The sequence below is a fragment of the uncultured Microbulbifer sp. genome (genome assembly GCF_913055755.1).
Taxonomy (GTDB): domain Bacteria; phylum Pseudomonadota; class Gammaproteobacteria; order Pseudomonadales; family Cellvibrionaceae; genus Microbulbifer.
Genome location: NZ_CAJXKH010000004.1, coordinates 38,156 through 63,631, shown reverse-complemented (window position 1 = coordinate 63,631; position 25,476 = coordinate 38,156). Strand labels below are relative to the sequence as shown.

Sequence of the window (25,476 nt, the reverse complement as noted above, 5' to 3'; positions counted from 1 at the left end):
AATAACAATGATAAAACGCATACTGCTGGTAGATGATCACTCATTGATGCGCGCGGGTATTCGCGCCTTGCTGGATGAGCTCGACGGCTTCGAGGTAATCGGCGAATGTGGCAACGGCCTGGAAGCGATGGACCTGGTGCGCCGGGAAGCGCCCGACCTGCTTTTACTGGATATCTCCCTGCCGGGATTGAATGGGCTGGAAGTGGTGCAACAGGTAGGCAAGTCCTATCCGGATATACGGGTGCTGATGTTGTCAATGCACGCGGGTCCGGAGTATGTTGCCCGCGCTCTGGGTTCGGGAGCATCGGGTTACCTGCTGAAAGATTCTGCGTTCGATGAACTGGCGGCCGCGTTACAGGCGGTGTGTAGCGGGCGTGACTACCTGTGTTCCGCCATCGATAGCGCAACCGTGCAGCGCTTTATTGAGGGTGTACCGAACGGCCACTCCGCTCTTGAGATCCTGACGCCGCGGCAGCGGCAGATATTGCAGTTGATTGCGGAGGGCTGCGGGCCGAGTGAAATTGCTGCCAACTTGAAAGTCAGTGTGAAAACCGTGGAAGCCCATCGAGCGCAGCTGATGGAGCGTTTGGGAATTCATCATGTGCCGGGATTGGTGCGTTTTGCAATTCGGGTGGGGATGATTTCTTCCGAAGCCTGAACCATTCTGGTGCTCTGTGCTTTTCCGCGCCAGTTATCTGCACCATTTTTTCCTTTTCCTTTTTTCGATATGACAACCACTTCACATTAAATTGAATATCGGGGATTCCCCTATATCCCGTTATTTAATGCTCTCTTTAAGGTTGATGAGGTAATGCGCCGGATAAGCCTGAGCGGAGTTCCGCTTCGACTGCAGTTGCTGGCAACCGATCAAACATAAAGAGAGGAATGCAAAGTGTTGAGAAGACTTCTCCAGTGTCGCATGACGGCGGCCAAACTGGCGGCTGCACTTCTGGTTATGCTGTCCGTGCCCATGGCACATGCCACCAAGCTCAAAACCCAGAATCTCACCCAGTTGATCCAGAGCGCCGAGTCCATTGTCGCGGGCACCGTGACCGAGGTGACCGACGGGCTCGATGCCGCCGGTGTGCCTTTTACCGAGGTCACCATTGCCGTTGGTTCGGTGGCCAAAGGCAAGGTGAAAGAGGGGCAAGACTACACCTTCCGACAGTTTGGCCTGCTGAAGCCGCGTACCGCCGCCAACGGCCACCATATGCTGGCCATTGCACCAGAGGGCTTTCCCCGCTGGCACAAGGATGAGTATGTCGTGGCCTTCATGTACAAGAAAGCCAGCCGCACCGGCCTGCAAACCACTGCCGGTATGGCCCAGGGCAAACTGAATATGATTAATGGCACACTGGTAAACCAGTTCAATAATGTCGGCATGTTTGAAGGTGTCGAAATCAATCAGCAATTGCTGAGTGCCGAGCAGCAAAACATGATGACCGCTCCCGGTGCAGTGGACGCCACTGCATTTATGGACCTCGTTGGCCGCGCCGTTGCGGAAAACTGGATCGCTAAAGGGGAGATGAAATAATGAAACTTTCAAAACTGACAATGGCCATTGGTCTCGTGGCCGCCGCCAATGCAGTGCACGCAGCCGGTCCCCTTTACACCACAGATGCAGACAACCCGCAGCCCCTGAAGTGGGACACCAGCAAGGGGACTATCCCGGTATACACCGATGGCGGTGCTGCATTTACCCTGGATTACGACGGGGAAACCCCCTTCCTCACCATCGAGCGCGCCAATGAAATTACCGCGCATGCCTTTCGCAACTGGAGCGATGTGCCGACATCCACATTCTCCGCTGCCATCAAAGGCAGCATCGCGGAAATGACCGGTATCGAGGATGTTACCGGCGAGAATGCGACGGAGTTTTATAACAAGGAAAACGGTTACGGTTTCTGGGTGCTGTACGACACCGATGGTTCCATCCTGGAAGACTATTTCGGGGTGCCGAAAGAATCCGTACTGGGGATCGCCTTCCCCGAGTGGACCGATGAAAACAACAACATCATCGAAGCCACCGCGGTGATGAATGGTTGGAACGTGTGGGATCACGACACCGAAGGCAATCGGGTCGCCGGCGTGTTCACCCACGAATTCGGCCACGCCATCAACCTTTCCCACAGCCAGGTGAACGGTTCCATGGCATACATGAGCTACACCTACGCGCCCAATTATCCGGGTATCGAAGGTTGTGGCGTCGAGGCGGTACACCGCTACGACTACCCCGCGGCCTACGGTGCCAACAATGCCGACCCGGCCACGATCGAAACCATGTTTCCGTTTATCGATCACAGCGGCCAGGCCGGGGTGGAACAGAGCACCGTAGACCACCCGGACGATAAGGCGGCCATCTCCAATATTTATCCGACGGAAGATTACGCATCCACTACCGGCACCATTACCGGTGTCTTGCGCCTGAAAGATGGGGTAACCGAGTACAGCGGTATCAACGTGATCGCGCGCAACGTGAATGACCCCATGTTTGATGCAATCTCGGACATGACCGGCTCCGCTACGCAGGGCAAGCTCGGTCCCGACGGCCGCTTTACCATCCGCAACCTGACGCCGGGTGAGTCATACGTACTGTATCTCGAAGAAATTTCCGCAGGAGGCTACCCCACGACGCCGCAGCGCCTGGCGTCTGTCGGTGAGTACTGGAACCTGGCCGAGAGCAGCGACCCGTTGACCGACGATGCCTGTGATGCAACGCCGATCGTCGCGGAAGCCGGTGTGACCAAACAGGCGGATTTCTATTTCAACGGCTTTGAAAAAGGGGTGCAGGTGACCCCGGTAGTGGCCGCGTTTATCCGCGACCTGTCGAAGAGCGGCAAGGTTGCCGCCGGCGAAGTCGGGTCAACAGCATTTATGTGGTATCCCGATCGGGGCTTTATGGTGCTGCCGCCGGAATATTTCCCGGCCAATGGCGCCATGAGTCGCAACGGCCAGAAAATGCTGGTGCACAAAGACATGAATGGCAACGGCATTCAGGAACCGCTGATCTGGAGCGCAAAGGGCGATATCGCCCTGGGCGACCTGAACGGCAATAGCTGTGGCGGCAGTAGTTCTACCGGCCAAAAAGCCGCGAGCGGTTGGGCAATCGATGACGCCGGCAAGACGGCGGTCGGCCTCGCCTACAAAGATGTGGACGGGGATGGCTCCTGTCAGGGTTCTTTCAAGGGCGAAATCGTGCCCTGGATGTGGACCGAGAAAGGTGGCATACAAGAGCTGGATACTTCCGCGCTGGACCAGAGCCGCACCCAGTTTGTACGCGCCCACGGCATTTCCGGCAACGGCGAAGTTGTACTGGGCTCCAATTCTCACACCAAAGCGGTTGCCTGGGTGAATGGCGGTTCCCTGCTTGACCTGTCCACCGCCTATGGAGCCACCGAGGCGTACGCCGCGAGCTACGATGGCAGCAAAGTGGCTCTGTCGACCCGTGACGGTATCCAGGTGTGGAATCCCGACAAGGGCCTGGGGGCGGATGCGGTGACCAACGTGGGTTCCCTGCGCTGGTGCAAGGATCTGCCCTACGTCTACCTGGGCCGCGATTACTGCGCCCTGCTCGGTGAAGACGTCATCACCCAGGCGCTGGGCCCCGTGCCCTTGACGGTGTTCGATATGAATGATGATGGCAGTGTCATGATCGGCCGCGCCGGCAATTTCCGTCTCGGCTTGCTTGGCGGACTCTGGGTTGAAGGCGTCGGCTGGATGACCTTTGCCGACTTCCTGAAAAAACAGGGCGTGGTGGAAATGGACAAGCTGCCGCTGGACAACCCGATTTCCATCAGTGCCTCGGGCAAGGAGATCGCCGGCGGCCTGGCGGGCTCGTCTTTCTCCTGGCACATCGACCTGACGCAGGTGCATGTCTGCATGGGTGGCGTGACACAGCAAACCGGGTTCCCGGGTGGTCTGCGGGATGCGGTTGCCGCAGGGGCCGAAGTGGGGCGCTGTGAATTCCTCGATTGACCGGTAACGGTCCTTCATTGTTGCTTTCCCCGGCCTTGTGCCGGGGTTTTTTGTTTATGCGGGCAGGCAGCCTCGTTTATGCAGTGAATGGAGCGGGTTTCACCGGCAGGGAGACTCTGATAGCATCACTTTGGTATGACCAAATAATAATTTCTGCCTGACAGTGCATCGTATGAAAATTAGCCAGAATATCTTTCCGCTAGTGGCGCTCCTGACCTTGCTGGCTGGCTGCGCCGGTGACAGCAATGCTGGAGATAGCAATGCCGGTGGTAGCAAAGCCGCTGATCGCCACAAGCCCGCGCAGACCATGCAGGAGTACCGCGCACTCTCCGAGCATTTCTACGCCCTGGATCAGGAAGTGATCAAACAGGAACTGGCAGCCGCGGGACTGAAGAAAAGCTTCAAACCCAGCAAGCACAAGCTGTTCGGGTTCGATATCAAGAAGGCGGTCAGCGACCGCGAGTTTATCGCCAGCGCGGAAGGCAAGGCGCTCGCCGACAGCCTGCTCTCGTTCCAGACCCCTTCCGGTGGCTGGTCCAAGCGCACCGATATGCGTACACCGCGCCAGCCCGGCGAGCAGTTCGGGACCGAGAAAAGCTACGTTCCCACCTTCGACAACTACGCCACCAGTACCCAGTTCTGGGTGATGGTGAATGCCTGCAATGCGCACCAGGACCGCCGGTACTGCGATTCCGCCAGCCGCGCGCTGCGCTATATCCTGCTGGCCCAGTACCCCAACGGCGGCTGGCCGCAGACATTCCCGCTGCGCGGCAAGTACCACGATGACATTACCTTCAACGACGATGCCATCTCCAACCTGCTGAAGGTGGTGGCCGCCGCGGCCAATGGCGACGAGCGCCTGGCATTTGTTGCCGACGACCTGAAACTGCAGGCGAAGCGCAGCCTCGAACGCGCGCTGGATATGCTGGTGGCCACCCAGGTCGAGGTAAACGGCGAGCCCACTATCTGGGGCGCGCAGCACGATGCCGAGACCCTGGAGCCCACCTCGGCCCGCGCGTTCGAGCCGGTGGCCCTGGCCACCAGCGAAAGTGCCGACCTGGTGCTGTTCCTGATGACCCTGGAGAATCCGCCGGAAAAGCTCCGCAAAGCCATCGACCACGCGAACCAGTGGTTTGCCAGGCACCAGATTGACGGCCTGCGCTACCGCCGCGGTGACGAGCTCCCCGCGCTGGTGCCGGAAGAGGACGCGGACCCGCTGTGGGCGCGCTTTTACGATATCGACAGCGATCGCCCGGTGTTCGGCGACCGCGACGGCAAAGTGTATTTCGATATCGAGCAGGTATCGGCGGAGCGCCGCGAGGGCTACGGCTGGTATACCGAACAGCCCTACAAAGCGCTGAAGCAATACCGCAAGTGGAAGCAGTAAGCCTTGCACCCACCCGCTTCGGTCCTGAATCGATCATAAAAAACGGCCCGCCTCTATTACGAGCGCGGGCCGTTTTTATTGGCGCTGCCGCAGTGAATGGCAGCCTATGCTGGAAGCGATCAGTAGTAGCGCAGGTCCGTGGCCTTGCCGCGGAAAACCCGGTAGGAAAGTGCGGTGTAGGCCAGGATTACCGGCACCACTATCAGTGCGCCAACCAGGATGAACTGCAGGGATTCCCGCGCGCTGGCGGCGGCCCAGATATCCAGCTTGCCGGGAATGATCTCCGGGAAAAAGCTGAACGCCAGGCCGCCAAAACTCAAAATGAAAATCCCCACCACGATATAAAACGGCAGGCTGCAGTGACGGTCTGCCGCCTTCGGCAGTCGACGCAGCAGGATATCGTTGGCAATAAAACCGATAAAGCACAGGGTCGGGATCAGCAGTACGAACATCACCAGCGGGAAGGTAAACCAGCGGTCGAATACCCCCGGGTTGACCAGCGGGTTGATCACGCACACCGCCACCACGCCCAGCAGCGCGGCACGGCCGGCAGCGCGGGTCCAGGCTACCGCGCGCCGCTGAAGGTCATGTTCGGTCTTCATCACCAGCCAGGCGGCACCGATATAGGTGTAAGCGGCGGTAACTCCCAGCGCACTCAACAGGCAGAACAGCTGCGCCGGCCAGCCCTGTTCAAACCCCATCACATACTGGCCGAGCATGTAGCCCTGGGTAAGGGTGGTGAGTAGTGAGCCTAGTTTGAAGGTGCGGTCCCAGGCGAGCTTGTGGTCCACCGCCGCCTTGGCGCGGAAGTCGAACGCCACCCCGCGCATGATCAGCCCGATCAGCATGATGGCCGCGGGAAGGTACAGGTTGGTCAACACGATGCTGTGGGCTTGCGGGAAGGCGATCAGCAAAAGGCCGATGGCCAGGACCAGCCAGGTTTCATTGGCATCCCAGAAGGGGCCGATGGAAGCAATCATGGTATCGCGCTGGCGTTCGTCCGCTTCCCCCATGGGCAGCAGGATACCCACGCCCAGGTCGTAGCCGTCGAGAATGGCGTAGACCAGAACTGCCAGGCCCATCAGGCCGACAAATACCACCGGCAGCCAGTCGCCGCTGGCCATCGCTGTAAAACTGTTCATCGGTTACCTCCCGGAACTTCAACGTCGTATTGCGCAGGTGTTTGGCGGTGCAGGTTGGTGAGGCTGCCGTCGGCCACCGGTTCTTCGGTTTCGAACTCCTCCACTTTTACCGACCGCAGCGCCATAACCCTGAGGGTATGGATGTAGGCCCACATCAACACCACATAGGTCGCCAGGTAGAGCGTGAGCGAGAGCCCCACGTTGGCCGGGGCCACCGGAGTGACGGCTTCCGCGGTTCTCAATACGCCGGTTACCAGCCAGGGCTGGCGGCCCACCTCGGTGACATACCAGCCCGCCAGGGTGGCCAGCCAGCCGGAAAAGGTCATCCCCACCAGAACCTTCAACATCCAGGGGGGCAGCTCGCCGTGGCGCTGCAGCAGGTAGCAGCCAACCCACGCCACCGCCAGCATCAGCAGGCCCATGCCGACCATGATGCGAAAGCCGAAAAACAGCGGTTTTACCGGCGGGTGGTTACCCTCGAATTCGTTCAGCCCGCGAATCGTGCCATCACTTTTGTGGGTGAGGATCAGGCTCGCCATATTGGGGATGCCGATACTCAGGTGGTTGGTGCGCTGTTGTTCATCGGGAATCGCGAACAGCAGTAGCGGTGCCCCTTCTTCCGTCTCCCACACCCCTTCCATGGCGGCGATTTTTTGCGGCTGGTGTTCAAAGGTATTCAGCCCGTGCAGGTCACCCACGAAGGCCTGCACCGGTGCCAGAATGGCCGCCACCACCAGGCCGGTTTTCAATGCCAGCCGCGGTGCCTGCTTGTGGTCACCTTTTAATATGCGATAGGCGGATAGGCCGGCCACAAAAAAGGCCGCGGTCAGCCCCGAGGCAAGCAGCATATGCGCGAAGCGGTAGGGGAAGGACGGGTTGAAAATGACTTCCAGCCAGTTGCTGGCGTGCACCACGCCGTCGCGGAGTTCATAGCCCGCCGGTGTCTGCATCCAGGAGTTGAGGGCGAGAATCCAGAACGCGGACAGGGTAGTGCCGATGGCCACGATCAGGGCGGAAATGGTGTGCACCCGGCTGGAAACCCGCTTGATCCCGAACAGCATGATGCCGAGAAAGGTGGCTTCGAGGAAAAATGCCGTGAGCACTTCATAGCCCAGCAGGGGGCCGGCAATATTGCCCACCTTTTCCATAAAGCCCGGCCAGTTGGTGCCGAACTGGAACGACATGGTGAGCCCACTCACCACGCCGAGGGCAAAGGTCAGGGCAAACACCTTTACCCAGTAGCGGTAGGCCCGCATCCACACCGGGTTGCCGGTGATGTCGTAGCGCAGTTTGAAAAAGAACAGGATCCAGCAGAGGGCAATGGTGATGGTGGGAAAGAGAATATGAAAGCTGATATTGGCCGCGAACTGTATGCGCGACAGGATCAGTGTATCCAGCATGGGCACCTCGTATGACACTTCTGATTGCAGGGTATTGCAGGCCTGCCAAAGCTATTTTTTCCGGGACTTGGGTTCCTTTTTGGCGGTGATGCCGGCGCGGGATTTCAGTTCCAGCAGTTTGCTGAGGCCGGATCCCAGTTTCATCAACTTGAGCAGGTCCTTTTCATCCAGCCTGCTCAGGGTGTTGGCAAACTGGTCGAGCATTTCCAGCAGGCTGTACACCTCCTGGATTTTTTCCTGTGCCTGCGCTTCCTGCTGGTCGCGGGGGTCGCTCAGCAACAGCTGACGCAGCAGTGTCAGGGTGGGGTCGAGTTCGCGCTTGCGGCGCTCCTCGAACACGGTGCGTGCCAGGTCCCAGATGGAGCCGGCAGCGGTGAAGTAGTCCTTGCGGTCACCGGGCTGGTGATGCAGCTCGATCAGTCGCCAGGCCTGCAATTCCTTCAGGCCCATGCTGACATTGCCGCGGCTGATCTTCAGCGCTTCTGCCAGCTGGTCGGCATTCAGCGGTTCATTGTGGATGGTCAGCAGGGCAAACATCTGCCCCACGGTGCGGTTAAAGCCCCAACGGCTGCCCATTTCTCCAAAGTGCAGCACGAACGCCTGTGCCTGGCTGGAAAGTTTCATGTTTTTTGTAATTTCTTAAGTTTCAGAAATTTCTGAAAATTCTAGACAAAGATTGACCTGTGTCAACTGCTGATTGCGGATTTATTGCTGGCGCAGGCTCTGGTGGGCGCGTTCCTGCCAGTCATCGGGCACGATAAAGCCCCGGCTGACCTCCCGGTTACCGACTACCGCAGCCATGCAGAGGGGGCCGTGAGCACCGAGCTGCGCGTGTACCTTTGGAGCGGCATAAGTCACGGCTACCTGTGGCGTGCTGTGGGTGGGGGCGCAGGGAGCCAGCCAGCACTGTTTGGGCAATTGCAGCCAGTGCCAGGTTTTGTCGGCAAAGTGCTCGAGAAAGCCCTGCCAATCTGTCCACCAGCAAGCGCCTTCCTTTGGTGCCGCGTGCAATTGCTGGAAGCGACGTCCGGGCATCAGGGTCCACTGCCGTTGAATATCGATATCCTGATTTTTGAGAAGCGCGCGGGCATCTGGCTGCTCGATAATCGGAAGCTGATGGTCGCGGGTGCGCGCAAGCTTGATATCCAGGCGGTCCTTGAGGCCTGGTCCTACCCAGTAATCGTCAACCTGCAGGTAAAACTTCACCGCCACTTCCCAGTGTTCGGTGACATCGTCGGGCAGATAGCGCACTACAAAATCCAGTTCACCCAAGGTTTTGCCCTCGACGCGTATCGGAAGGTTGTGTGCAAGCAAGTGGTACTCGGGGTGGTACTTGAACGCAAATGCCCAGAGGTTTTCAAAATAAATACCCAGTCGTCGGGACTTTGCTGATTCCATGATTCCCCGCAAGTTATTTTCCAGAGAGGCACGGATTGCCGGTGCGGCAAAGAAATCTCTCAGTTCCTCGCGACGTGATCTCGGTAGCCATGGCAGGGCGGGGAGCTGGCTGATGTTTTCGGTGCCGAGGGCCCAAAGCAGATTGCACCAGTGATCTGCAAAAGTGGAAGGGAAGAGGGAGCTGTTGGTGTCAGTCATGGCTCGAGTATAGGGAATTGCCGGCGGCAGGTTAATGCCGTGCTGATACCGGGCCGCGCGCTGAATGCACTACCACTTGAAGCGGAAGCCCAGGGTGGCACTGGCCTGGTAGCTGTCCCCGGGGTTGTCGAAACTGGTGGCGTAATCCACCTCGGCGTAGAAGGAACAGCGGTCACCGCACTCGTCATAGGTTACGCCCGCGCCGACCTGCCCCCACCATTCGTCCCGCGCCTGGTAAAGCGGTACCCCGGAGACCTCCACTTCGGTTTCATCCTCGAAGTAGTAGAGCGCATTGGCAATGGCGTAGAGATTGATGCGCTCCAGCAGCAGTGTGCCGAACATGTTGGCCGGGGATTTGCGCCGGCTGACCCGCTGCTCGAAGGCGACGCCAAAGCGCGCCGCGCCGCCCTGGTTGTCCACATCCTTCATGATCACGCCGTACCCATCGCTGATATCGTCCAGCTCTTCCGCGTTGTAGGTCAGCTGCACCTGCGGCGTGAGGGCGAAGTAATCGCACAGCTTGATGGTGTGCCCGGCCTCCGCGGAAAACGAAAATCCCACCGCGTCACTGCCGCTGGCAAGATAGTAGAGCTCGTAGGACAGCAGGTCGCTGTCGTACCAGTTGAACTGGGCCTGCAGGTCTACATAGGTGCCCTGGTTACCATACCAGGTGGCGGTGCCGCCGATGCCGTAGTTCTCGGTATCGAACTGCCCGTGGCTGAAAAACGTGTCCAGCTCGGTATCCGCGTAAGAGTACTGGCCGAATAGCCCCAGGATCAGCCGCCCGCGGTACACCGAAGGGTCTACGGAAAAATCTGCCCCCAGCTGCACCAGGCCGTAGTCCTGCTGCCACCGGGCGCGTCCGCTGGAGCGGTCGGGCGCCATCTCGGTGTAGGCACCCGCGCCGCGTATCCACAGGCCGCCACCGTCGGTGGTTTGTTCCGTCGCATCGGTAAAGCAGCAGATACCGCGGTCCCGGTAGCTGGTGCCGGCCCAGAAGCGGTTGCCCACACGCTGGCGCAGGGTGCCGGGGCGATTCAGGTGGCGGATGACCTGGGCGTAGGTTTCGTACATCACCGCGCCCGGCTGCCAGCGGGGAATCAGCTCGCCGCTGTTGGCAAACGGATCCTCGATGGTAGAGCGCAGGTACCAGTCACCGTTGTCCGGATCGATCAGGGCGCTGTGGTGCAGGCTGTAGCCGTAAGCGCCACCAACGGTGGCAATGCGGCCGTCAAAGCCGACGTAGTCGCCGTCGAGGATGAAGGCGTCGGCGGGGGAATTGCCGTCGATGGCGATCACGCGGATACCGTCGCCGCTGGTCAGTGCACCGGTGCCACCAGCATTGTAAATGCGCAGGTATGTGGTGCCCGAGACATCGCCGGCGACCGTCAGCAGGTCGGCGGGGGCGCCGTCGCCGGCCAGTTGCACGTCCATCCACAGGCGTCCGTCCCGACCCAGGTAATTGCCAAAGCGACCGTCCTGGTGGGTGGCGATATTCAGGGTATTGAAGCGGTCGTCACGCAGATTGAGTGTGCCCGCATTCAGGACATTGCCGCCAATGGTGTAGTTGCGCGGTGCAAACTCCACAATGCTGCCGAAGCGCATGTCCAGGCCGAGCTGCGTGGTGCCGCTGGTTCCGCCACCGACATCGAGTTGCCCGGAAAAGATGATTCTGGAGCTGCCATTGATGATGATGCGCTCCCAGTTGGTCAGCAGGCGGCCATCGAGTTCGTGGTCCAGTTTGAACCTGAGCGTATCGATATCGCCGTCGTCGGCGGTGAGGTCGTCGCCGCCGTCCATGGCAATGTCGCCTTCATAGGCAAAGGCATCGATAACCAGGGTGTCCGAACCAGTTCCGCCGAGAATTGCATTGACGATACCCTCGTCCCAGTAAATATCGTCATCGCCGGCGCCGGTATCGAGAACGTTGAAAATAAATCCCCCGTCCAGGGTCACCTGGTCGTTGCCCTCTCCAGTATGTAGCTCGAACACGAGGCCGTCATGGATTTCGACGCTGTCGTTGCCGGCACCGGTAAAGAGCCCGCCGCCGGAGAAGTTGCCCACCTCAGATTCGCGCAGGTCCACGGTGACCCGGTCGTTACCTTCACCGGTCAGCAGGTTCCCTTCGACGGTGGCACCGTTGATGTGGATTTCATCGTCGCCGCTGCCGCTGTCGACGGTGCCGATGGTGCCGCCATTCAGGTCGAGGGTGTCGCGGCCTGCAAAGGTTTCCACATCGGCGCCGGCGGCGTCGTTGTCTGTGTCGCACAGTATCTGGTCGTCACCGGCGGTGCCGGTGTTGGAAGGGCTGCAGTCAGCGCGGGCGACCTGCGGCAAGCATAAAAAGGCGCAGAGTAAGAGTGCACCGCTTACTGCAATGGTTCTGGCTGCCAGTGGGAACTGCAGGATTTTGCGCACGTTAGCCCTCACTTTTTGCGTTATCTGTTGTGGCGAGCAGAATTTTTTGTGGGTTAGCGGAGAGTTTGAGAGGCCATCAACTTTGACAAAACTCGCGGTCGTCAGAATTCATAGGTAACCCCCAGGTTGAATGTCCAGGGATTGAATTCGATGTCGGAATAGAGGCGGTCGTAACCGGGATTGACGGGGAAGGTCACCACCGCATCGGTACTGGCATCGGTGTATATGGCCGCGGCATTGATCAGCCAGGTGCGCCCGTGGCCGAGGCGCCAGTCGAGCCCGAGCTGAGCGCTGCCTCCCCAGGAATGGCCCGCGCCGAGCTTGCCCTGACCGGCGGCAATGCCGCTGTCGATCAGGTAGTTCTGGAATTCCGCATTCAGCTCGTCGTCGTAAAAGTGCGTGTAATTGACGCCAATGCCGATATACGGCTGCCCCAGGCAGGTCTCGTCCATCCAGTACCAGTTGATGAATAGATTGGCCGAAGAAGCGGAGAAATTGCCGAAGGCGATATTGTCCCGGCCGGGGTAGCCGTGAAAATTGGTCAGGTCCAGGCTGTGGTCGGCACCGCCGATATACAGCATTTCCAGGCCCAGGTAGGACAGCGGGCGCCACACAACGGACGCATTCCAGGTGGTGTCGTCTTCCACCTCCCAGCCGGTTCGATACAGGTCCCAGTCCTGCAGTACCTGGTATTTCAGCGGGGTATTGTCATCATCGGGATAAACAAAACTCGCACCGACGCGCAGGTAAAAGCGTGTCAGGTCGAGTTCGGAAACGGGAATTTGCGCCACACAAAGCGCGGGAAACAGCAGTGCCACGGCGGCAGCCAGCTTGAGCTTTTTCATTGTTAACTCCGTTTAACTCCACACGAGTGCGTATTGTTGTTATGACGCGACTCATTCGGGGCGAAAAGCTTTTTGATGGCGGGCAATTATGAATTTATAAACTGCCGGATAAGGTTTGCAAGCACCTGTAAAAGTAGCATGGCGTGGGAATGCTGCAGGGAAATACCGCTGAGAGAGGTGGCCGCGATTTTGACAGAAAAATATCAGGGCCCCGCGGGGCCCTGAGGGAATTTATGCAGCGAGTTGACCGGATTACCAGCGACGCTTGTGCCGCAGGAAAATCAGGGTCAGCAGTAACAGCATCAGCAGCGGGCTCGCGGAGCCACCGCTGGTACTCGGGTAGGAGCGGTTGCCCTGGAATGCCGGTTGCGCGCCGTCCTGGCGGTGATCCTGTACCGGCGCAGAGCTGCGGTTCTGGCGCGCGGCGCGCTCCCGCTCAACCCGCGCCTTGTTATTGCGCTGGATGCCCTGTTGCTCAAACACCGGCTCTTCCACCACTACCAGTGAGGTGTACGGCGTCACCAGGCCGTATTCCACCGCCAGGTCCACGATGGCATCCTCGCTGTCGGCGTCGTGGCCCAGGTAATCCATCCGGTTCTGGATATCTTCGATGGTGGCATAGGCCCACAGTCGCTCCAGCTCCGGATTGCGGGTATCGCTGGCCGGGAACTGCAGGGGGGAGGTGTACTGCACCTTGCGGTCGGACACTTTGCCATCGATGGTGAGCCTGGCCGCGCCGTCGCCCCAGTAGTGCCCGAATACGATCAGCTGCTGGCCGCGGTAGAGTGAGCCGATATGCCGGGGGCTGATATCGCGCACCTTTACCCCGGAGATCTTCGGGACCCCGGAGATCTTCAGGTCGATATCCCGGTAGGCTTCGTGTTGCAGCCTGTCCGCCGCCTGCACCAGCCGCCCGGAAATGTCGTCGCTGTTGGAAATGGCCACGGCAAAGCCGTTGGAAACGCGGGCCATGCCGTCCAGCAGCGGGCGGTTGGCACTGTTGCCCATCACGAAGGTAAACAGGCGAATGTCGTGTTGCTCCAATAATTCGAGAAAGGCTTTTTTCTCGGTCACGCCCACATTGGCGACCCCGTCTGTCACCAGGATCACCGCGCTGGGGCGGTCGGCGTCCAGCCCCTGGTAGGCGGTCTTGAGACCGGCAAACAGGTTGGTGCCGCCGCTGGGCTGCAGCGACTCCAGCCGTTGCAGGTAGCGGTTCACATTGGCGTCGGTTACCGGTACAAATCCGCTGGTCAGCTCCCGGGCGGAATTGTTGAACAGCACCATGCGGAAGCGGTCCGCCGGCTGCAGTTTACCCATGCCCTTGCGCACGCCCTCCGCCAGGCTGTGATATTTGCCCGCCATGGAACCGGAAATATCCAGTACGAAAGTCCAGTCGCGGCCCTGGATTGCCGGGCCCAGGTCATCCCCCGGCGTCAGCGTCAGCATAAAGGTACCGCGGTCGCTGCCCTCGGGGTGGTAGGTCACCATATCCACCGCGCCCGGCAGGCCCTGCTGGTGGCGCCAGTACACGACGATGTCCTTGTCCAGGGTGAATGCGCTGCCGCTAGAAGGCACGGCGTTTTGCGCCTGTTCTTCCCCTGCGGCAGCAACAGTAGTGCCCGCGGTATTCGCGAAAGATGCCTTCCACTCCTGCGCGGATTGCTGCTGAATCCCGGCCTGGGGATGTGCCGGCAACAGGAACTGGTCGATGGGGTAGGAGGAGCGCATGCTCAGATTGAAGCTGAATGCCTCCTGCACATTTTCCTGATAGGTGAAAAACGCCATGCGCTCCTCGTCCACGCCGCCTTCCTCCAGCGGATAGACGTAGCGGCCGATGCCCAGGTCCGCGTGTACCGGCTGGATATATACCAGGCGGATACGCACCGCATCGTTTGGCTGCACCGGGTAAACCCGGCTGTCGAAGGTGCGGTAGTCGTCCTGCTCCGTCAGCGCCGTCCGCCTGCCCTGGGCCTTCTCCCGTTCGTACAGGGCGCGGGCCTGCTTTTTCGGCAGTACTTCACGGGTCACCGGCTTGCCGTCGATCCAGTAGGTGAACTCTCCCACCGAGGCTTTTACCGGTACCGGGAAGCTGTATACCGCCTCCAGGGCCTGGTCGTGGGGGTTGAAGAAGGTCTGGTCCACTTGGGTGATGGCATAGCCATCCTCTATCACCACGTTGACATGGTGCTCCTTGATTTCCAGTGCCGGCAGGCTGCCGTCGGCGGGGGTCAACAGGCCCGCTGCGGCTGCCAGCTGCGGTGCCAGTAAGCCCAGCAGTAAACAGGTGAGCCAGTGAATGGGGGTGCGCCATAAACGTTGCATTGTCGGTTCCTCCGGATGCCGTCTCGGGGCTGAAATAAAAAGTGCGCCGGATTTGCCGGGTTACCGGACCACCGGGACGCCGGAGTATTTAGCGGTAGGGGCTCACAATAATCACCCAAAACCGGTAAAGTCCCGATAAATGCAACTGAAAGTATTGAATAGCGATACCCTGGTGGTGAGATGAGCCAGACACAGGCACTGATGAAGACCCTCAAGCGGGAGCTCAGGGCGCGGGGCATTACCTATGCGGAAGTGGCCAGGCGGCTGCAAATGTCCGAGAGCAGTATCAAGCGCCTGCTCGGTGGCGAATCCCTGTCGCTGGCGAGGCTGGAGACCCTGTGCGAAATTGCCGGCATGGATTTCTCCGACCTGGTGCGCAAGACCGCCGAGGCCCGCAGCGGCATCACCATGCTCACGCAGGAACAGGAGCGGGAGGTCGCCGGTGACCCGCGCCTGCTACTGGTGACCGTGTGTGTGCTCAACCACTGGACCGTCGAGCAGATTCTGCAAACCTACGAACTCAGTGAACCGGAGTGTATCCAGCTGCTGGCGAGGCTGGACCGGCTAAAGCTGATCGAGCTGCTGCCGCTGAACCGCTACCGGGTGATCGTCGCTAAGGAATTCCGCTGGCTGCCGAACGGCCCGATCCAGCGCTTTTTCCAGAGCCAGGTGCAACCGGACTTCCTCGATTCCAGCTTCTCCGGCCCCGGGGAAAAAATGGTATTCCGCACCGGCATGCTGTCACGCGGGGCGAACGCGGAATTGATGAAGAAAATGGACCGGCTGCTGGAGCAGTTTGACGAGCTGCACGATGCGGACACCAGCCTTGCGCTGGATGAACGCTACGGCTCAAGCCTGATGGTGGCCCTGCGGCCGTGGGAGTTGCAGCATTTCAGCCGGCTGCGGCGGAGTGATCGGGAGAAGGTGTTTCCGGAATAATTACCCCTGCGAGCCCTGGACTTCTTGTAGACCTGAAGGTGAACTCCGGCTAGTATGACCGTCGGTGCCCACCATACTTGCACACGAGTAAAAAAAGGCCTGTTCGACCGACAACTGAAAAACTCTCTTCTGAGCCTCGCCCTCGGGAATTTAAACGTGTGTACTCGACCCGTGATGGCGTGGTTAACCAGAAAGGTTTTTCATGACTTCCAAAGAGCTTGCGTACGCCGTACAGCAATACCTCCAATCGCTCATTTCCTTCCAGTTCAAGCGTGCACATATCTACGAACTGATGGCCGCGTGCTACGGATTCAAATCTTACGCCTCCCTGGGAAAGGATATCGTCCTGTCGGACTGTATTCGTGATGACAGACAAATATCCCAGAATGGCGCGCTGCTCAAGGCACGTTGCCTGGGTCTCGGTTGTCCGGCCGACAGTGCTGATTCCTGTGTGTCCGGGCTGCTGGACTTTCTTGTCCAGCGCCAAATTGGCCCTGTCAGTATTTCCACTCTTATTGGCCTGCTTCAGGCGCACAGCCATATTTATGGTGATTACCTTGATGAGGATGATGAAGAGTTCATTCAGTTTGAACGTGAGGGCTGGCCGGGCCCGTTGCTGATCAATAGCCTGGAGATTGCGGCAAACAAAGGAAATAGTGAGGCGCATTACGCACTGGCACTGATTTTTGCGCCCTCTGAATACGAGAGCCGCCCGGTTGTTGGGGGTTCCTACTGGTACGAGCAACGGCAAATGGGGCGACTGCTTTCGGGTGCCGAAAAAGAATGGGCAGATGCCTATGAAGCACGTATCGCTCGGGACGAAAAATACGGCCTCCACCTTCGTGAAGCGGCGCGACTGGGCGACGCCCGTGCACGCCTCGACCTGGCTGAACGTTTTGCGGATCCATCATTTTTTGAGCAGAATCAATTCGATATTGATGCAGATCCCATCGCTGTGGCAGATATTGCGAAGTCTCTGGGGCGCAAAGCTGATGCCAGAGACTGGCTAACCCTCGCCGCGGAGCAGGGCGATACCGACGCTATGCTCGAGCTTATCGAGGAGCATGACCACGGTGATCTGAAGCAGTGCTGGATCTGGATGTATCTGTCACAGCTGGTGGGAAGTGATCTGTCTCAAAGTGACCACTATGCGATTAATGAAGATGGCTCTCTATATGACGATGACATTGGCGGGTCGATGTTCGTTGCGGGGAGAGATGCGGTAACGCTAAAGCCGCTTGATTCAGAGCAGGACGCCGCGGCTCGACGGGCGGCAGAAGCCTTGTTCGATCAGATTAGGGAATCATAAGCTTTCAAGCTGCCTTCTTTGGTAGTTGGCAAGTAACGCTATCCTTGGCGAACCTCGTCATGATGCGGGGTTTCGCTTTACCCTGGACGGGATTTAGCCAACGAAAACAATTGCTCTGCCTAGGTACTCAAACATCCTGTTCTCTGCCATAAAACCGTGGATTAAGGCGCGTCTTCATCGGCTATCTCGATAGTAGCCTTTTTCCTTAAGCCTGAAGGTATACCAAACAATCAAGGCGTAAAGCGCCCAGGTAAGGGCCGATGTCACCTTGATCATCGTGGCGCTTTCTGCGGGAAACTTTTGGGTAAACAGGGTGTGCACGCCTGAAACCAGGGACACGAAGAGCAGGATCAAAAATAGCCAGCGGGCAGTTGAATTACGCAGAAATAGCAGTACAGCCGCGGCTGTTGCCAAAGCCAGAGTAATAAACGCTTTTAAATAAAATAAAGCGCCGCTTGGCCTTTCAAATCCCTCTGGCAGTTCAATCGCGCCGGAGTACATCGCGTACAACTGGAATACGCCAGATACTGCGGAAACCAGGAACCAGATAAAGATTATCCAGACCCATACGGGGCGTTTTTCTGTACTGCTCAATTCTCTATTCCCTTTTACCTGCATTCATCAGCCAGATACATTTCTGAAATACAGCTCTGGCCGAATTTATTACTTGCTTGGCGACGCGCAAAAACGCAGATAGGGCAGCTTGATCTCAACCTTGCCGAACTTTTCCTTTGCCTGGTCATCATTCAGGCTCAGCGCAACAATGACATCCTGGCCTGCCACCCAATTTGCCGGCGTTGCAATCGGCACGCCGTCGGTAGCCTGGATGGCATCCAGGGCGCGCAAAATTTCAGCGAAGTTCCGCCCCACCGACATGGGGTATGACATGGTGAGGCGAATCTTTTTGTCCGGGCCAATGATGAATACAGTGCGCACGCTTGCACTGTCCGCCGCTGTGCGACCGTCGGGAAGATAGGCGTCAGCAGGCAACATATTGTAGAGCTTGGAAACCTCCAGCGAGGTGTCGTCAATAATCGGGAAATCGGCGGGCGCGCCGGCAAAGGCCTCGATATCGCGCTTCCACTTCTTGTGTTCTTCAACACTGTCTACCGATACACCAATCACCTTGGTGTTGCGCTTGGTGAATTCACTGGCAAGCTGGGCAACGGCACCGAACTCGGTTGTGCAGACTGGGGTGAAATCCTTCGGGTGGGAAAACAGGATGGCATAGCTGTCGCCGATCCACTCGTGGAACTTGAGCTTGCCGGCGGTGGAATCCACTGTGAAGTCTGGGGCGGTATCGTTTATGCGCAGGGACATGGGTAGTGATCCTTTGTTGAAATCTTAAATACGTTTAAGTCGACTGATTCTAGACCGCAAATGCCCATACTCTTTCGATCACCCAGAAGGCACTCACAGCGCCAATGGCATAGGGCGGGACTTTTTGCGCGGCACTGGGCCAGTGCTGGCGCCGGCGCAGGGCGGCAATCAGCAGCAATACCATTCCCACAAATATCAGCTGCCCCAACTCCACGCCCACATTGAAGGCTGCCAACGCCAGGGGTATTTCCGCCTGCGGCAGTCCAATCTCCGTCAGTGCGCCGGCAAAACCGAAGCCGTGCAGCAGCCCGAATGTAAAAGCCACCAGCCACGGCATGCGCCCGGTGAGTGTTGCCTTGCCTTTGAGGCCCCGCAGGATTTCAAGGGCCAGAAACAGAATGCTCAGAGCGATGGTTGCTTCCACGGGCGGGCCGGGAACGTGCACATAGCCGAGCGTCGACATACCGAGGGTAATACTGTGGGCAACGGTAAAAGCGGTGACAGTCTTTACCAGTTGACCGAAGCCGCGCACCAGGATGATCAGCGCGAGCACGAACAGCAGGTGATCGATGCCCTCCAGAATATGCTCGATTCCCAGCACGGCATAGGTGGTGAGCACGCCGAGCTTGTCCGGCTCGCGGGGGATGGTGACCGTGTTTTCCGACGGCTGTAGCAGGAAGGAATACTCGCCACCTTCGAGCAGGCGAATATTCACCAGAACATCAATCGTGGTGCTGGGGAGCTTGTCTATGGTCAGCCGGGTGCCGGGCAATTCCGTGTTGTCTTTACCGGCTGTAAGCCGGTAGTGGTAGAGCACGAACCCGTCGAGCAGGGTTTCCCGTGCATCGCTGAGTTTCAGCGCCTGATCAAAGCTTGGCGTAATATCGATGACCCTGTCGCCGCGGCTGGGCACCTTCCACAAAACATCATAGGATGCCGGCGCGGTCTCCTCGATCTGCAGATACGCCGGCCGGATCTCGTGTGCCCACAGGGTTGGGGTAACTAGCATCCAGGCGATGGCCAGCAGCCACGGGACTATTCTGCTCATTCTTCCGCAAACGAAACGTTGATTGCGCCGGGAATATCCTCGGCAGTGACCTGCACCTGATACTTCGCGAGCAGTTCCTGGTATACACGGTCCTGTGCCTTGATGCCGGACGCATATTCGTATTGCTGAGCGACAAAATCCTGCACTTGCTCGAAGTCCGGCATGGCGGGTTCCTGCTTGCGCTCGATCAGTACCAGGTGCCACCCGTACCCGGAGCGAATCGGCCCGCCCCACTTGCCGGTGGGGAGTTTGTTCAGGCCCTGTGCGAAATCCCCGCCGAAGGCATTGTCCAGTTCCTGTGTGGCAGTCAGCGGCCACTGGTTGGGTATCGAAAGTTTTTGCCGGCGCGCGGACGGGATCTCTTCGCCTTGCCTCAGCGCTGTGAGTAAGTCCTGCATCTGTTCTTCGGTCTTTTCTTCCGGCAGCAACAGTACCTGGCGGAAGGCATAGGCCTGCGGGAGCTTGAACAGGTCTTCCCGGCGGTGGAAGTACTCCCGCAGCTGTTCCTCGGTAACCGGATGCATCAACGCGCTGAGGTCGATAGCCACGGCCTCCATCTTCTGGGCCAGGCGCTTCTTGATGATCTCGTCATTGTGATCGAGGTTCATGCGCAGGGCTTCCCGATAGAACACCTCGCGACGGACATAGCGGTCGATAAGCGCCTGCACATCACCAGGGCCGGGGTCACGCTTCCATTGCAGTTTCCACAGGTTGACCAGGTGATCCAGATCCTGCTGATCAACCACGATGCGATGGTCGCTGTCCTGCTCCTGTTCAAGCCAGAAATAGGCGGCGAAAATCAACCCTCCCAGGGCCATAAAGTGCAGGAAGGGCTCGCGTATCAACCGGTTGAGCATGCAGTCATTTTCCTTGTGATCTTATCCGCGGCCTCTTTCCTGATCTCGCCTACTGCGCCTCTCACTCGTGCCTCTCACTCGTGCCTACCGGGCGTATACCAGATCGGGGACCCCCAGGCCCGCTCGACAATCTGCATCTTGGTGTCCTCCGGGAACTCAACGCCCTCGCGCAGTTCATCGTAGAGCGACCAGCGCGCGGTGGGCAGCTGCAGGACGCGCACGTAATAGTAGGCCATCTGCGACGGGTCGTAGTCGGGGTCGGTCCACACGCCCATCAGTTCCGGACTGCCTTTTTCCTTGTTGAATGCACCGGTTTTCATATCGATTGGTGCATCGACTGGGGTCACCGAGCCATCCTCCTGCAGGCGATCACCGGAGGCCACCACGTTGTAGATGGTGTCTTTCATCTCGCCATCTTCCAGCCAGCCCTTGATGATCTGGATGCGGTCGAGATTGGGGCCGATGGGGTCCTTCACGGCCCACACCAGGATCTGTGGTGCCTTTTTTTCATCACCGTCGCCACTGTAGTCGCCGCCCATGGGCACGCCCTTGGCGTAACCATCCTCGACCATGGCTTCATAGGAATCGTAGGAGGGCGCATAACCCTGGCCGGCGAAGGCGCGAACTTTCATACGTGGGCCGCTGGTGGCGAAGGTTTCTTTTGCCAGCATGGCATCCCAGATGGCGCCCCGGGTATTGCTGGTTGCCCACACGCCGGTGATGGAGCCGGGATTGGTGTCGGCCACCAGCATCTCGCCCTCCAGCACATTGTTGGCCCGATCTTTTGCTGTGCGATCCACCAGGCCGTGGCTGCCCACCTTGTAGTTGTCTTCCTCGACATTGCTTGGTGCGCCGTTGTGGTTATCGGTACCGCCGGCAAAGCCGTATTTGAACGGGTTGCTACCCAGTTCGACCTGATACTTCAGGCCCCGTGTCAGTCCGTAGCGGATGAAGTTCTGCTTCATGAACTTGCGATCACTGTAATCCTGCAGCGTGCGGGCGTTTTCAAAATCGGCAAATTCATCGTTGGGCCAGAAATCCGGAACCACCTCCGAGTTGCCCTTGACCTGCATCATTTCGATCAAGGGCTCCATGCTGGCACGGGTCTCGACATAGGACTTGGTGATCGGCTTGCCATCCATCGTTGTTTCGGGGAAATCCCTGCCCTTACTTTCATTGGCGTTGTGCGGTATGGCGAATACCTTCTTTCCGTCGTTGCGCTGGGCCTGCATCCATTTCCACAGCTCCTGCGGATCACTGCCATCATTGGCGGAAAAAGGCATGTCCGGAATGTTGGTGTCGCGGAAAAACACGTTGCGATGCACATTGGCGCCACCGGGCGCCGAGGTCCATTCGTAGGCGTGGATGGTGGTGAACTCGCCGGGCTTGTAGTGCTTTTCGGTGGCCTCGTAATTCTTTTGCCAGGAAGACTTGATGGACTCGGCCCCCTGGAAGAAGGGTGGATGCGGATCCTTGCCGGTCGCCAACGGGGTAAGCACGTACTTGTTATACAGGCCAAGTGCTTCCTTCAGGTCGGTGACGTCACGAAATTTCACGGCGAGGGGGTCGTCGTGCCCCGGTGCCCCGGGAGTCATCAGGGTATAGGTTTCACCGATAAATTCGGCGTGATCGGTGACGGCACAGAAATCCAGCGGCCGCTTGATCTTGTGCATGCTGCCATTGACCTTGACCTCCTCACCACTGGCAAAGCGGTAGGCGTCGTCCGGGGTCAAACGGTTTCCGCCAATAAAGGCATCCATGGAGACCCCGGTGTGCAGGTGGGTTTCACCGAAATAGGCGTCGCGAAGGGGGTTTTGTGGGGCGTCGCCTTCTGCATCCTGAAGAGAAGTATCGGCCGTTGTTGTCTCCGTCACTGTCTCAGCAACTGTCTCCGTTGCCGAGTCAGTTGCAGGCGCTGGTGACTCGGCTGCGGTATCGCTATCTGTTTTCTCTACCTGGTTATCACCACTTCCGGGGCTCGGCGCCGAGCGATCGTCACCGGTGCAACCAGCCATGAGCAATGAAAGCGCGATTGCGGAAGTAAGTAGGCGCATGGTGTTCCTCGATAACAGCGATTTGTATCTATTGAAAGGGATAGCAGGTTTGGGCCATTTCTGCCGGGGGGCCGGGGAGCGCGCCGCCAGTAAAGTCTTGGAGTCGACGTTCTGTGCGGTCAGGTCGACCAGGTCCGGCGGACGACAACTCAGGCCTGCCGATCGGGGTTCCTCAGGAGCGAGCCTGTTGCCGCCGGGCCGAATCGGTGTCCTGTATATCGTCAGGTATGCCACCGTCTATTCTCTGTGAATGTTTTTCTTCAAACCGACACAACCTCGTTCTCTTGCGTAGGACGCAAAGTGCGCAAGATGATACGGACATTTATCGGTCAAACGTTACTCCGCGATCGGTACCGGCTGCTGAGAACTGGCGCTGTTGCGCTGTCCCTGCTCGCGAGTGCAATCGGTTGGGCTCAGGAACCTATCCCTACGTCGCGGCTCACTTTCGAACAGGCTGTACTGAAAAGCCTGCAGAGCCATCCGCAGCTTGCGGGATACAACTATCAGCTTGAGGCGGCCACTGCACGTGCGGCGCAAGCCGGCATCAGACCACGTCCCGAGCTGGGCCTGGTGGTTGAAGATGTCGCTGGCACCGGTGACTTCAATAATATTGAAAGCGCACAGACAACGCTGGGTATCACCTGGCTGCTACAGGGCGAGTTAATTGATAAACGGATAGAGGCTGCGCGCAGTAAGACCGGGGTGATTGAGATTCAGCGTCAGATTCTGGAACTTGAGGTGGCGGCGGATACTGCACGCTATTTCCTGCAGGCAATGGCCCAGCAGGAGCGCATGGTACTGGCGCACAGTGCTGTGGAGCAGGCGCGGGATGCGCTTGTGGATATTCGGCGTCAGGTTGCTGCGGGCAAGGTGCCGCAGGCCGATGCATCCCGCGCCGAAGCGGAACTGGAGCGGCGCGCATTGGCGGCCGAGGACGTCGAGCATGAACTGGACATTGCCAAATACCGCCTGGCGGCCCAGTGGGGCGAGCGCACCCCCGGATTCGGCGCGCTCGAAGGCTCACTTGTGACGCCTGTTCCGGCCATCGATATCCCACAGCTGCGCGCCGAGGTGGCAGGCAATCCCAACCTGGCTATTTTCCTGAGCCGCGAGCGGGTAGCCGAGGCGGAAATCGCACTGGCGCGCGCAGAAGCCGGTATCCAGTGGCGTATCGATGCGGGTATCCGACGGTTAGAGTCCACAGACGATTACAGCCTGGTCGCCGGAATTGCCATCCCGCTCGGTAGCCGCGAGCGCAATCGCGACAGGGTCGCAGCGCTGATGGCCGAGCAAAACCGCTACCGCGCGGAGATGAATGCAAAAGTAATCGAGCTGGAAACCCGGGTTTATATGCTTGCTCAACAGCTACAGCACAGCCGCCACGTTGCCGAGGCGCTGTCGTTGAAAATTATCCCCAGCCTGGAGTTGGCACACTCCGATACCCGCACGGCATACCGCCAGGGCAAGTACAGTTATTACGAATTGGTAGCCGCGCAGCAGGACCTGATCGAGGCGCGCCTGTCCTTTCTCGAGGCCCAATACCGGGCGCATTTGTATCTGATCGAAATCGAAAAACTCACCGGGCTGTCCCTGATGCAGCTAAGTGAGAACGTGAAATGAAAGCCGTTGTATTTTTAAGTTTGGCCCTCGCCATCATTCTGATCTGGGGAATGGGCTACAGAACCGATGTTCCGGCGTCAGCGGCAGAAGCCGAGCAGGGGGAGCCGGATCCTGAAATGGGCCCGAACCGGGGGCGAATGTTGCGTGAGGGCGACTTCGCCGTTGAACTCGCTATCTTCGAAACTGGCGTGCCCCCAGAATTCCGCGTGTGGGTTACCGATGGCGGAAAACCGGTGGATCCGAAAAAGGTCCACCTCAAGGTCGTGCTGACCCGACTAGGAGGGAAAGAGGAGCATGTCAGCTTTGCCCCGCAGGAAAATTTTCTGCGCGGTGACACGGTGATCCACGAACCGCATTCGTTTGTTGTTTCAGTTACCGCCAGATACAACGGCAACAGCCACCACTGGCAGTACGACAGCTTCGAAGGCCGCACCCGCATTGAACCAAGTATTGCCGAGGCCATGGATATCGGTACCGGAATTGCCGGGCCCGCGGTACTGCGGGAAACCCGCAAGGCATACGGTCGCCTGGTAATGAACCCCGAGCGCGTGCGGGTTATCAGCGCGCGCTTCGACGGCACGGTGGAATCGGTCCGGGTCGGCCTGGGGGAACGGGTCAGCAAGGGCCAGCCGCTGATTGCGATCAACAGCAATGAAAACCTGAAGACCTATTCCATTACTTCCCCCATAGAAGGGGTGGTACTGCAGCGCTTGGCGAACCCGGGCGAGCAGACCGATGGTCGCGCACTGCTGACGATCGCGGACAGCAATGCCCTGCTTGCAGAGCTGGATGTTTTCCCGGCAACGCGCGCGCGTATCAAGCAGGGTGCTCCGGTTGCATTGAATATCCGCGGCCTGGATGTCCAGCTACAGGGCGTGGTGCAGCAGATCGATACCATGATCCGCCCGAACCAATCCAGCGTGGTGCGGGTGGCGCTGAACAATCCGCCCGCGGATCTCGCTCCCGGCGGCTTTGTGGCCGGAGAAATTCAGGTGGCGGAGTTCGAGGTGCCACTGGCAGTGAAGCGCTCGGGCTTGCAGGCGTACCGCGATTTCACGGTGGTGTATATCAAGATCGGCGACGAGTACGAGGTGCGTATGCTGGAACTGGGGCGTGAGGCCGGCGACTGGGTGGAAGTGCTCGGGGGACTGGAGGCCGGCGCCGAATATGTCACCGAGAACAGCTACATCATCAAGGCCGATATCGAGAAATCCGGTGCCTCGCATGATCACTAGGGCTTC

General features: G+C 58.7%; 20 protein-coding genes. 8 read left to right on the top strand and 12 right to left on the bottom strand.

Annotated features, from left to right (window positions below; translation table 11 throughout):
* The first annotated feature begins 7 nt into the window (after positions 1 to 7).
* The 4 genes from QZ511_RS01875 (at position 8) to pelA (ending at position 5,362) form a co-directional block, all read left to right on the top strand.
* A complete protein-coding gene (locus QZ511_RS01875; protein ID WP_295798117.1) occupies positions 8 to 658 on the top strand; it encodes a response regulator transcription factor in 651 nt (216 codons plus the stop codon).
* 234 nt (positions 659 to 892) lie between these two features.
* A complete protein-coding gene (locus QZ511_RS01870; RefSeq protein WP_295798115.1) occupies positions 893 to 1,534 on the top strand; it encodes a hypothetical protein in 642 nt (213 codons plus the stop codon).
* A complete protein-coding gene (locus tag QZ511_RS01865; protein ID WP_295798113.1) occupies positions 1,534 to 3,975 on the top strand; it encodes a matrixin family metalloprotease in 2,442 nt (813 codons plus the stop codon). The genes QZ511_RS01870 and QZ511_RS01865 overlap by 1 nt, the downstream gene beginning before the upstream one ends.
* Positions 3,976 to 4,147: 172 nt before the next feature.
* The gene (pelA, locus tag QZ511_RS01860) at positions 4,148 to 5,362 is read left to right on the top strand and encodes a pectate lyase (protein ID WP_295798110.1); all 1,215 of its coding nucleotides are present in this window, start codon (positions 4,148 to 4,150) and stop codon (positions 5,360 to 5,362) included.
* Between the two features lie 119 nt (positions 5,363 to 5,481).
* Here pelA and QZ511_RS01855 read toward each other — a convergent pair whose 3' ends face one another.
* The 7 genes from QZ511_RS01855 to QZ511_RS01825 all read right to left on the bottom strand — a co-directional run bounded on the left by QZ511_RS01855 (position 5,482) and on the right by QZ511_RS01825 (position 15,088).
* A complete protein-coding gene (locus QZ511_RS01855) occupies positions 5,482 to 6,504 on the bottom strand; it encodes a cytochrome d ubiquinol oxidase subunit II (RefSeq protein WP_295798106.1) in 1,023 nt (340 codons plus the stop codon).
* Complete coding sequence (locus QZ511_RS01850; protein WP_295798101.1) at positions 6,501 to 7,904, bottom strand: cytochrome ubiquinol oxidase subunit I; 1,404 nt, start codon at positions 7,902 to 7,904, stop codon at positions 6,501 to 6,503. The genes QZ511_RS01855 and QZ511_RS01850 overlap by 4 nt, the downstream gene beginning before the upstream one ends.
* A gap of 51 nt (positions 7,905 to 7,955) precedes the next feature.
* Positions 7,956 to 8,528, bottom strand: a complete 573-nt coding sequence (locus tag QZ511_RS01845; protein ID WP_295798098.1) for a MarR family transcriptional regulator — start codon at positions 8,526 to 8,528, stop codon at positions 7,956 to 7,958.
* A gap of 81 nt (positions 8,529 to 8,609) precedes the next feature.
* On the bottom strand, positions 8,610 to 9,500 hold the full coding sequence (locus tag QZ511_RS01840; protein ID WP_295798096.1) for a DUF1853 family protein: 891 nt from the start codon (positions 9,498 to 9,500) through the stop codon (positions 8,610 to 8,612).
* A gap of 69 nt (positions 9,501 to 9,569) precedes the next feature.
* Positions 9,570 to 11,918 (bottom strand): autotransporter outer membrane beta-barrel domain-containing protein, encoded by a 2,349-nt coding sequence (locus QZ511_RS01835; RefSeq protein WP_295798094.1) that lies wholly within the window; start codon positions 11,916 to 11,918, stop codon positions 9,570 to 9,572.
* Between the two features lie 101 nt (positions 11,919 to 12,019).
* A complete protein-coding gene (locus tag QZ511_RS01830; protein WP_295798087.1) occupies positions 12,020 to 12,763 on the bottom strand; it encodes an OmpW family outer membrane protein in 744 nt (247 codons plus the stop codon).
* Between the two features lie 252 nt (positions 12,764 to 13,015).
* The gene (locus QZ511_RS01825; protein WP_295798084.1) at positions 13,016 to 15,088 is read right to left on the bottom strand and encodes a VIT and VWA domain-containing protein; all 2,073 of its coding nucleotides are present in this window, start codon (positions 15,086 to 15,088) and stop codon (positions 13,016 to 13,018) included.
* 180 nt (positions 15,089 to 15,268) lie between these two features.
* Here QZ511_RS01825 and QZ511_RS01820 point away from each other — a divergent pair, with 180 nt between their 5' ends.
* Together QZ511_RS01820 and QZ511_RS01815 are read left to right on the top strand one after the other, a co-directional pair.
* Positions 15,269 to 16,027, top strand: coding sequence for a helix-turn-helix transcriptional regulator (locus tag QZ511_RS01820; RefSeq protein WP_295798081.1), 759 nt, complete (start codon positions 15,269 to 15,271; stop codon positions 16,025 to 16,027).
* Between the two features lie 202 nt (positions 16,028 to 16,229).
* The gene (locus QZ511_RS01815) at positions 16,230 to 17,336 is read left to right on the top strand and encodes a hypothetical protein (RefSeq protein ID WP_295798078.1); all 1,107 of its coding nucleotides are present in this window, start codon (positions 16,230 to 16,232) and stop codon (positions 17,334 to 17,336) included.
* Positions 17,337 to 17,510: 174 nt separating this feature from the next.
* On the opposite strand, the gene QZ511_RS01810 is transcribed toward QZ511_RS01815, so the two are convergent.
* The 5 genes from QZ511_RS01810 to QZ511_RS01790 all read right to left on the bottom strand — a co-directional run bounded on the left by QZ511_RS01810 (position 17,511) and on the right by QZ511_RS01790 (position 22,435).
* Positions 17,511 to 17,930, bottom strand: coding sequence for a hypothetical protein (locus tag QZ511_RS01810; protein ID WP_295798075.1), 420 nt, complete (start codon positions 17,928 to 17,930; stop codon positions 17,511 to 17,513).
* 69 nt (positions 17,931 to 17,999) lie between these two features.
* Entirely contained in the window at positions 18,000 to 18,656 is a 657-nt protein-coding gene (locus QZ511_RS01805) for a peroxiredoxin (RefSeq protein WP_295798071.1), read from the bottom strand.
* A 49-nt stretch (positions 18,657 to 18,705) separates the two neighbouring features.
* The gene (locus tag QZ511_RS01800) at positions 18,706 to 19,704 is read right to left on the bottom strand and encodes a HupE/UreJ family protein (RefSeq protein WP_295798068.1); all 999 of its coding nucleotides are present in this window, start codon (positions 19,702 to 19,704) and stop codon (positions 18,706 to 18,708) included.
* Positions 19,701 to 20,561: a peptidylprolyl isomerase gene (locus QZ511_RS01795; RefSeq protein WP_295798066.1), complete on the bottom strand. Its 861-nt coding sequence runs from the start codon at positions 20,559 to 20,561 to the stop codon at positions 19,701 to 19,703. Before QZ511_RS01795 ends, QZ511_RS01800 begins: the two co-directional genes overlap by 4 nt.
* 74 nt (positions 20,562 to 20,635) lie before the next feature.
* The gene (locus QZ511_RS01790) at positions 20,636 to 22,435 is read right to left on the bottom strand and encodes a DUF3604 domain-containing protein (protein WP_295798062.1); all 1,800 of its coding nucleotides are present in this window, start codon (positions 22,433 to 22,435) and stop codon (positions 20,636 to 20,638) included.
* Positions 22,436 to 22,924: 489 nt separating this feature from the next.
* Here QZ511_RS01790 and QZ511_RS01785 point away from each other — a divergent pair, with 489 nt between their 5' ends.
* Entirely contained in the window at positions 22,925 to 24,235 is a 1,311-nt protein-coding gene (locus QZ511_RS01785; RefSeq protein WP_295798190.1) for a TolC family protein, read from the top strand.
* A 50-nt stretch (positions 24,236 to 24,285) separates the two neighbouring features.
* A complete protein-coding gene (locus QZ511_RS01780; protein ID WP_295798059.1) occupies positions 24,286 to 25,470 on the top strand; it encodes an efflux RND transporter periplasmic adaptor subunit in 1,185 nt (394 codons plus the stop codon).
* Positions 25,471 to 25,476: the final 6 nt, after the last annotated feature.

Bases quoted from the DNA above. Each gene is read 5' to 3' on its own strand.
- QZ511_RS01875 (WP_295798117.1), top strand. From the start codon at position 8: ATGATAAAACGCATACTGCTGGTAGATGATCACTCATTGATGCGCGCG.
- QZ511_RS01865 (WP_295798113.1), top strand. From the start codon at position 1,534: ATGAAACTTTCAAAACTGACAATGGCCATTGGTCTCGTGGCCGCCGCC.
- pelA (WP_295798110.1), top strand. From the start codon at position 4,148: ATGAAAATTAGCCAGAATATCTTTCCGCTAGTGGCGCTCCTGACCTTG.
- QZ511_RS01855 (WP_295798106.1), bottom strand. From the start codon at position 6,504: ATGAACAGTTTTACAGCGATGGCCAGCGGCGACTGGCTGCCGGTGGTA.
- QZ511_RS01850 (WP_295798101.1), bottom strand. From the start codon at position 7,904: ATGCTGGATACACTGATCCTGTCGCGCATACAGTTCGCGGCCAATATC.
- QZ511_RS01845 (WP_295798098.1), bottom strand. From the start codon at position 8,528: ATGAAACTTTCCAGCCAGGCACAGGCGTTCGTGCTGCACTTTGGAGAA.
- QZ511_RS01840 (WP_295798096.1), bottom strand. From the start codon at position 9,500: ATGACTGACACCAACAGCTCCCTCTTCCCTTCCACTTTTGCAGATCAC.
- QZ511_RS01830 (WP_295798087.1), bottom strand. From the start codon at position 12,763: ATGAAAAAGCTCAAGCTGGCTGCCGCCGTGGCACTGCTGTTTCCCGCG.
- QZ511_RS01825 (WP_295798084.1), bottom strand. From the start codon at position 15,088: ATGCAACGTTTATGGCGCACCCCCATTCACTGGCTCACCTGTTTACTG.
- QZ511_RS01820 (WP_295798081.1), top strand. From the start codon at position 15,269: ATGAGCCAGACACAGGCACTGATGAAGACCCTCAAGCGGGAGCTCAGG.
- QZ511_RS01815 (WP_295798078.1), top strand. From the start codon at position 16,230: ATGACTTCCAAAGAGCTTGCGTACGCCGTACAGCAATACCTCCAATCG.
- QZ511_RS01805 (WP_295798071.1), bottom strand. From the start codon at position 18,656: ATGTCCCTGCGCATAAACGATACCGCCCCAGACTTCACAGTGGATTCC.
- QZ511_RS01800 (WP_295798068.1), bottom strand. From the start codon at position 19,704: ATGAGCAGAATAGTCCCGTGGCTGCTGGCCATCGCCTGGATGCTAGTT.
- QZ511_RS01795 (WP_295798066.1), bottom strand. From the start codon at position 20,561: ATGCTCAACCGGTTGATACGCGAGCCCTTCCTGCACTTTATGGCCCTG.
- QZ511_RS01785 (WP_295798190.1), top strand. From the start codon at position 22,925: ATGATACGGACATTTATCGGTCAAACGTTACTCCGCGATCGGTACCGG.
- QZ511_RS01780 (WP_295798059.1), top strand. From the start codon at position 24,286: ATGGGCTACAGAACCGATGTTCCGGCGTCAGCGGCAGAAGCCGAGCAG.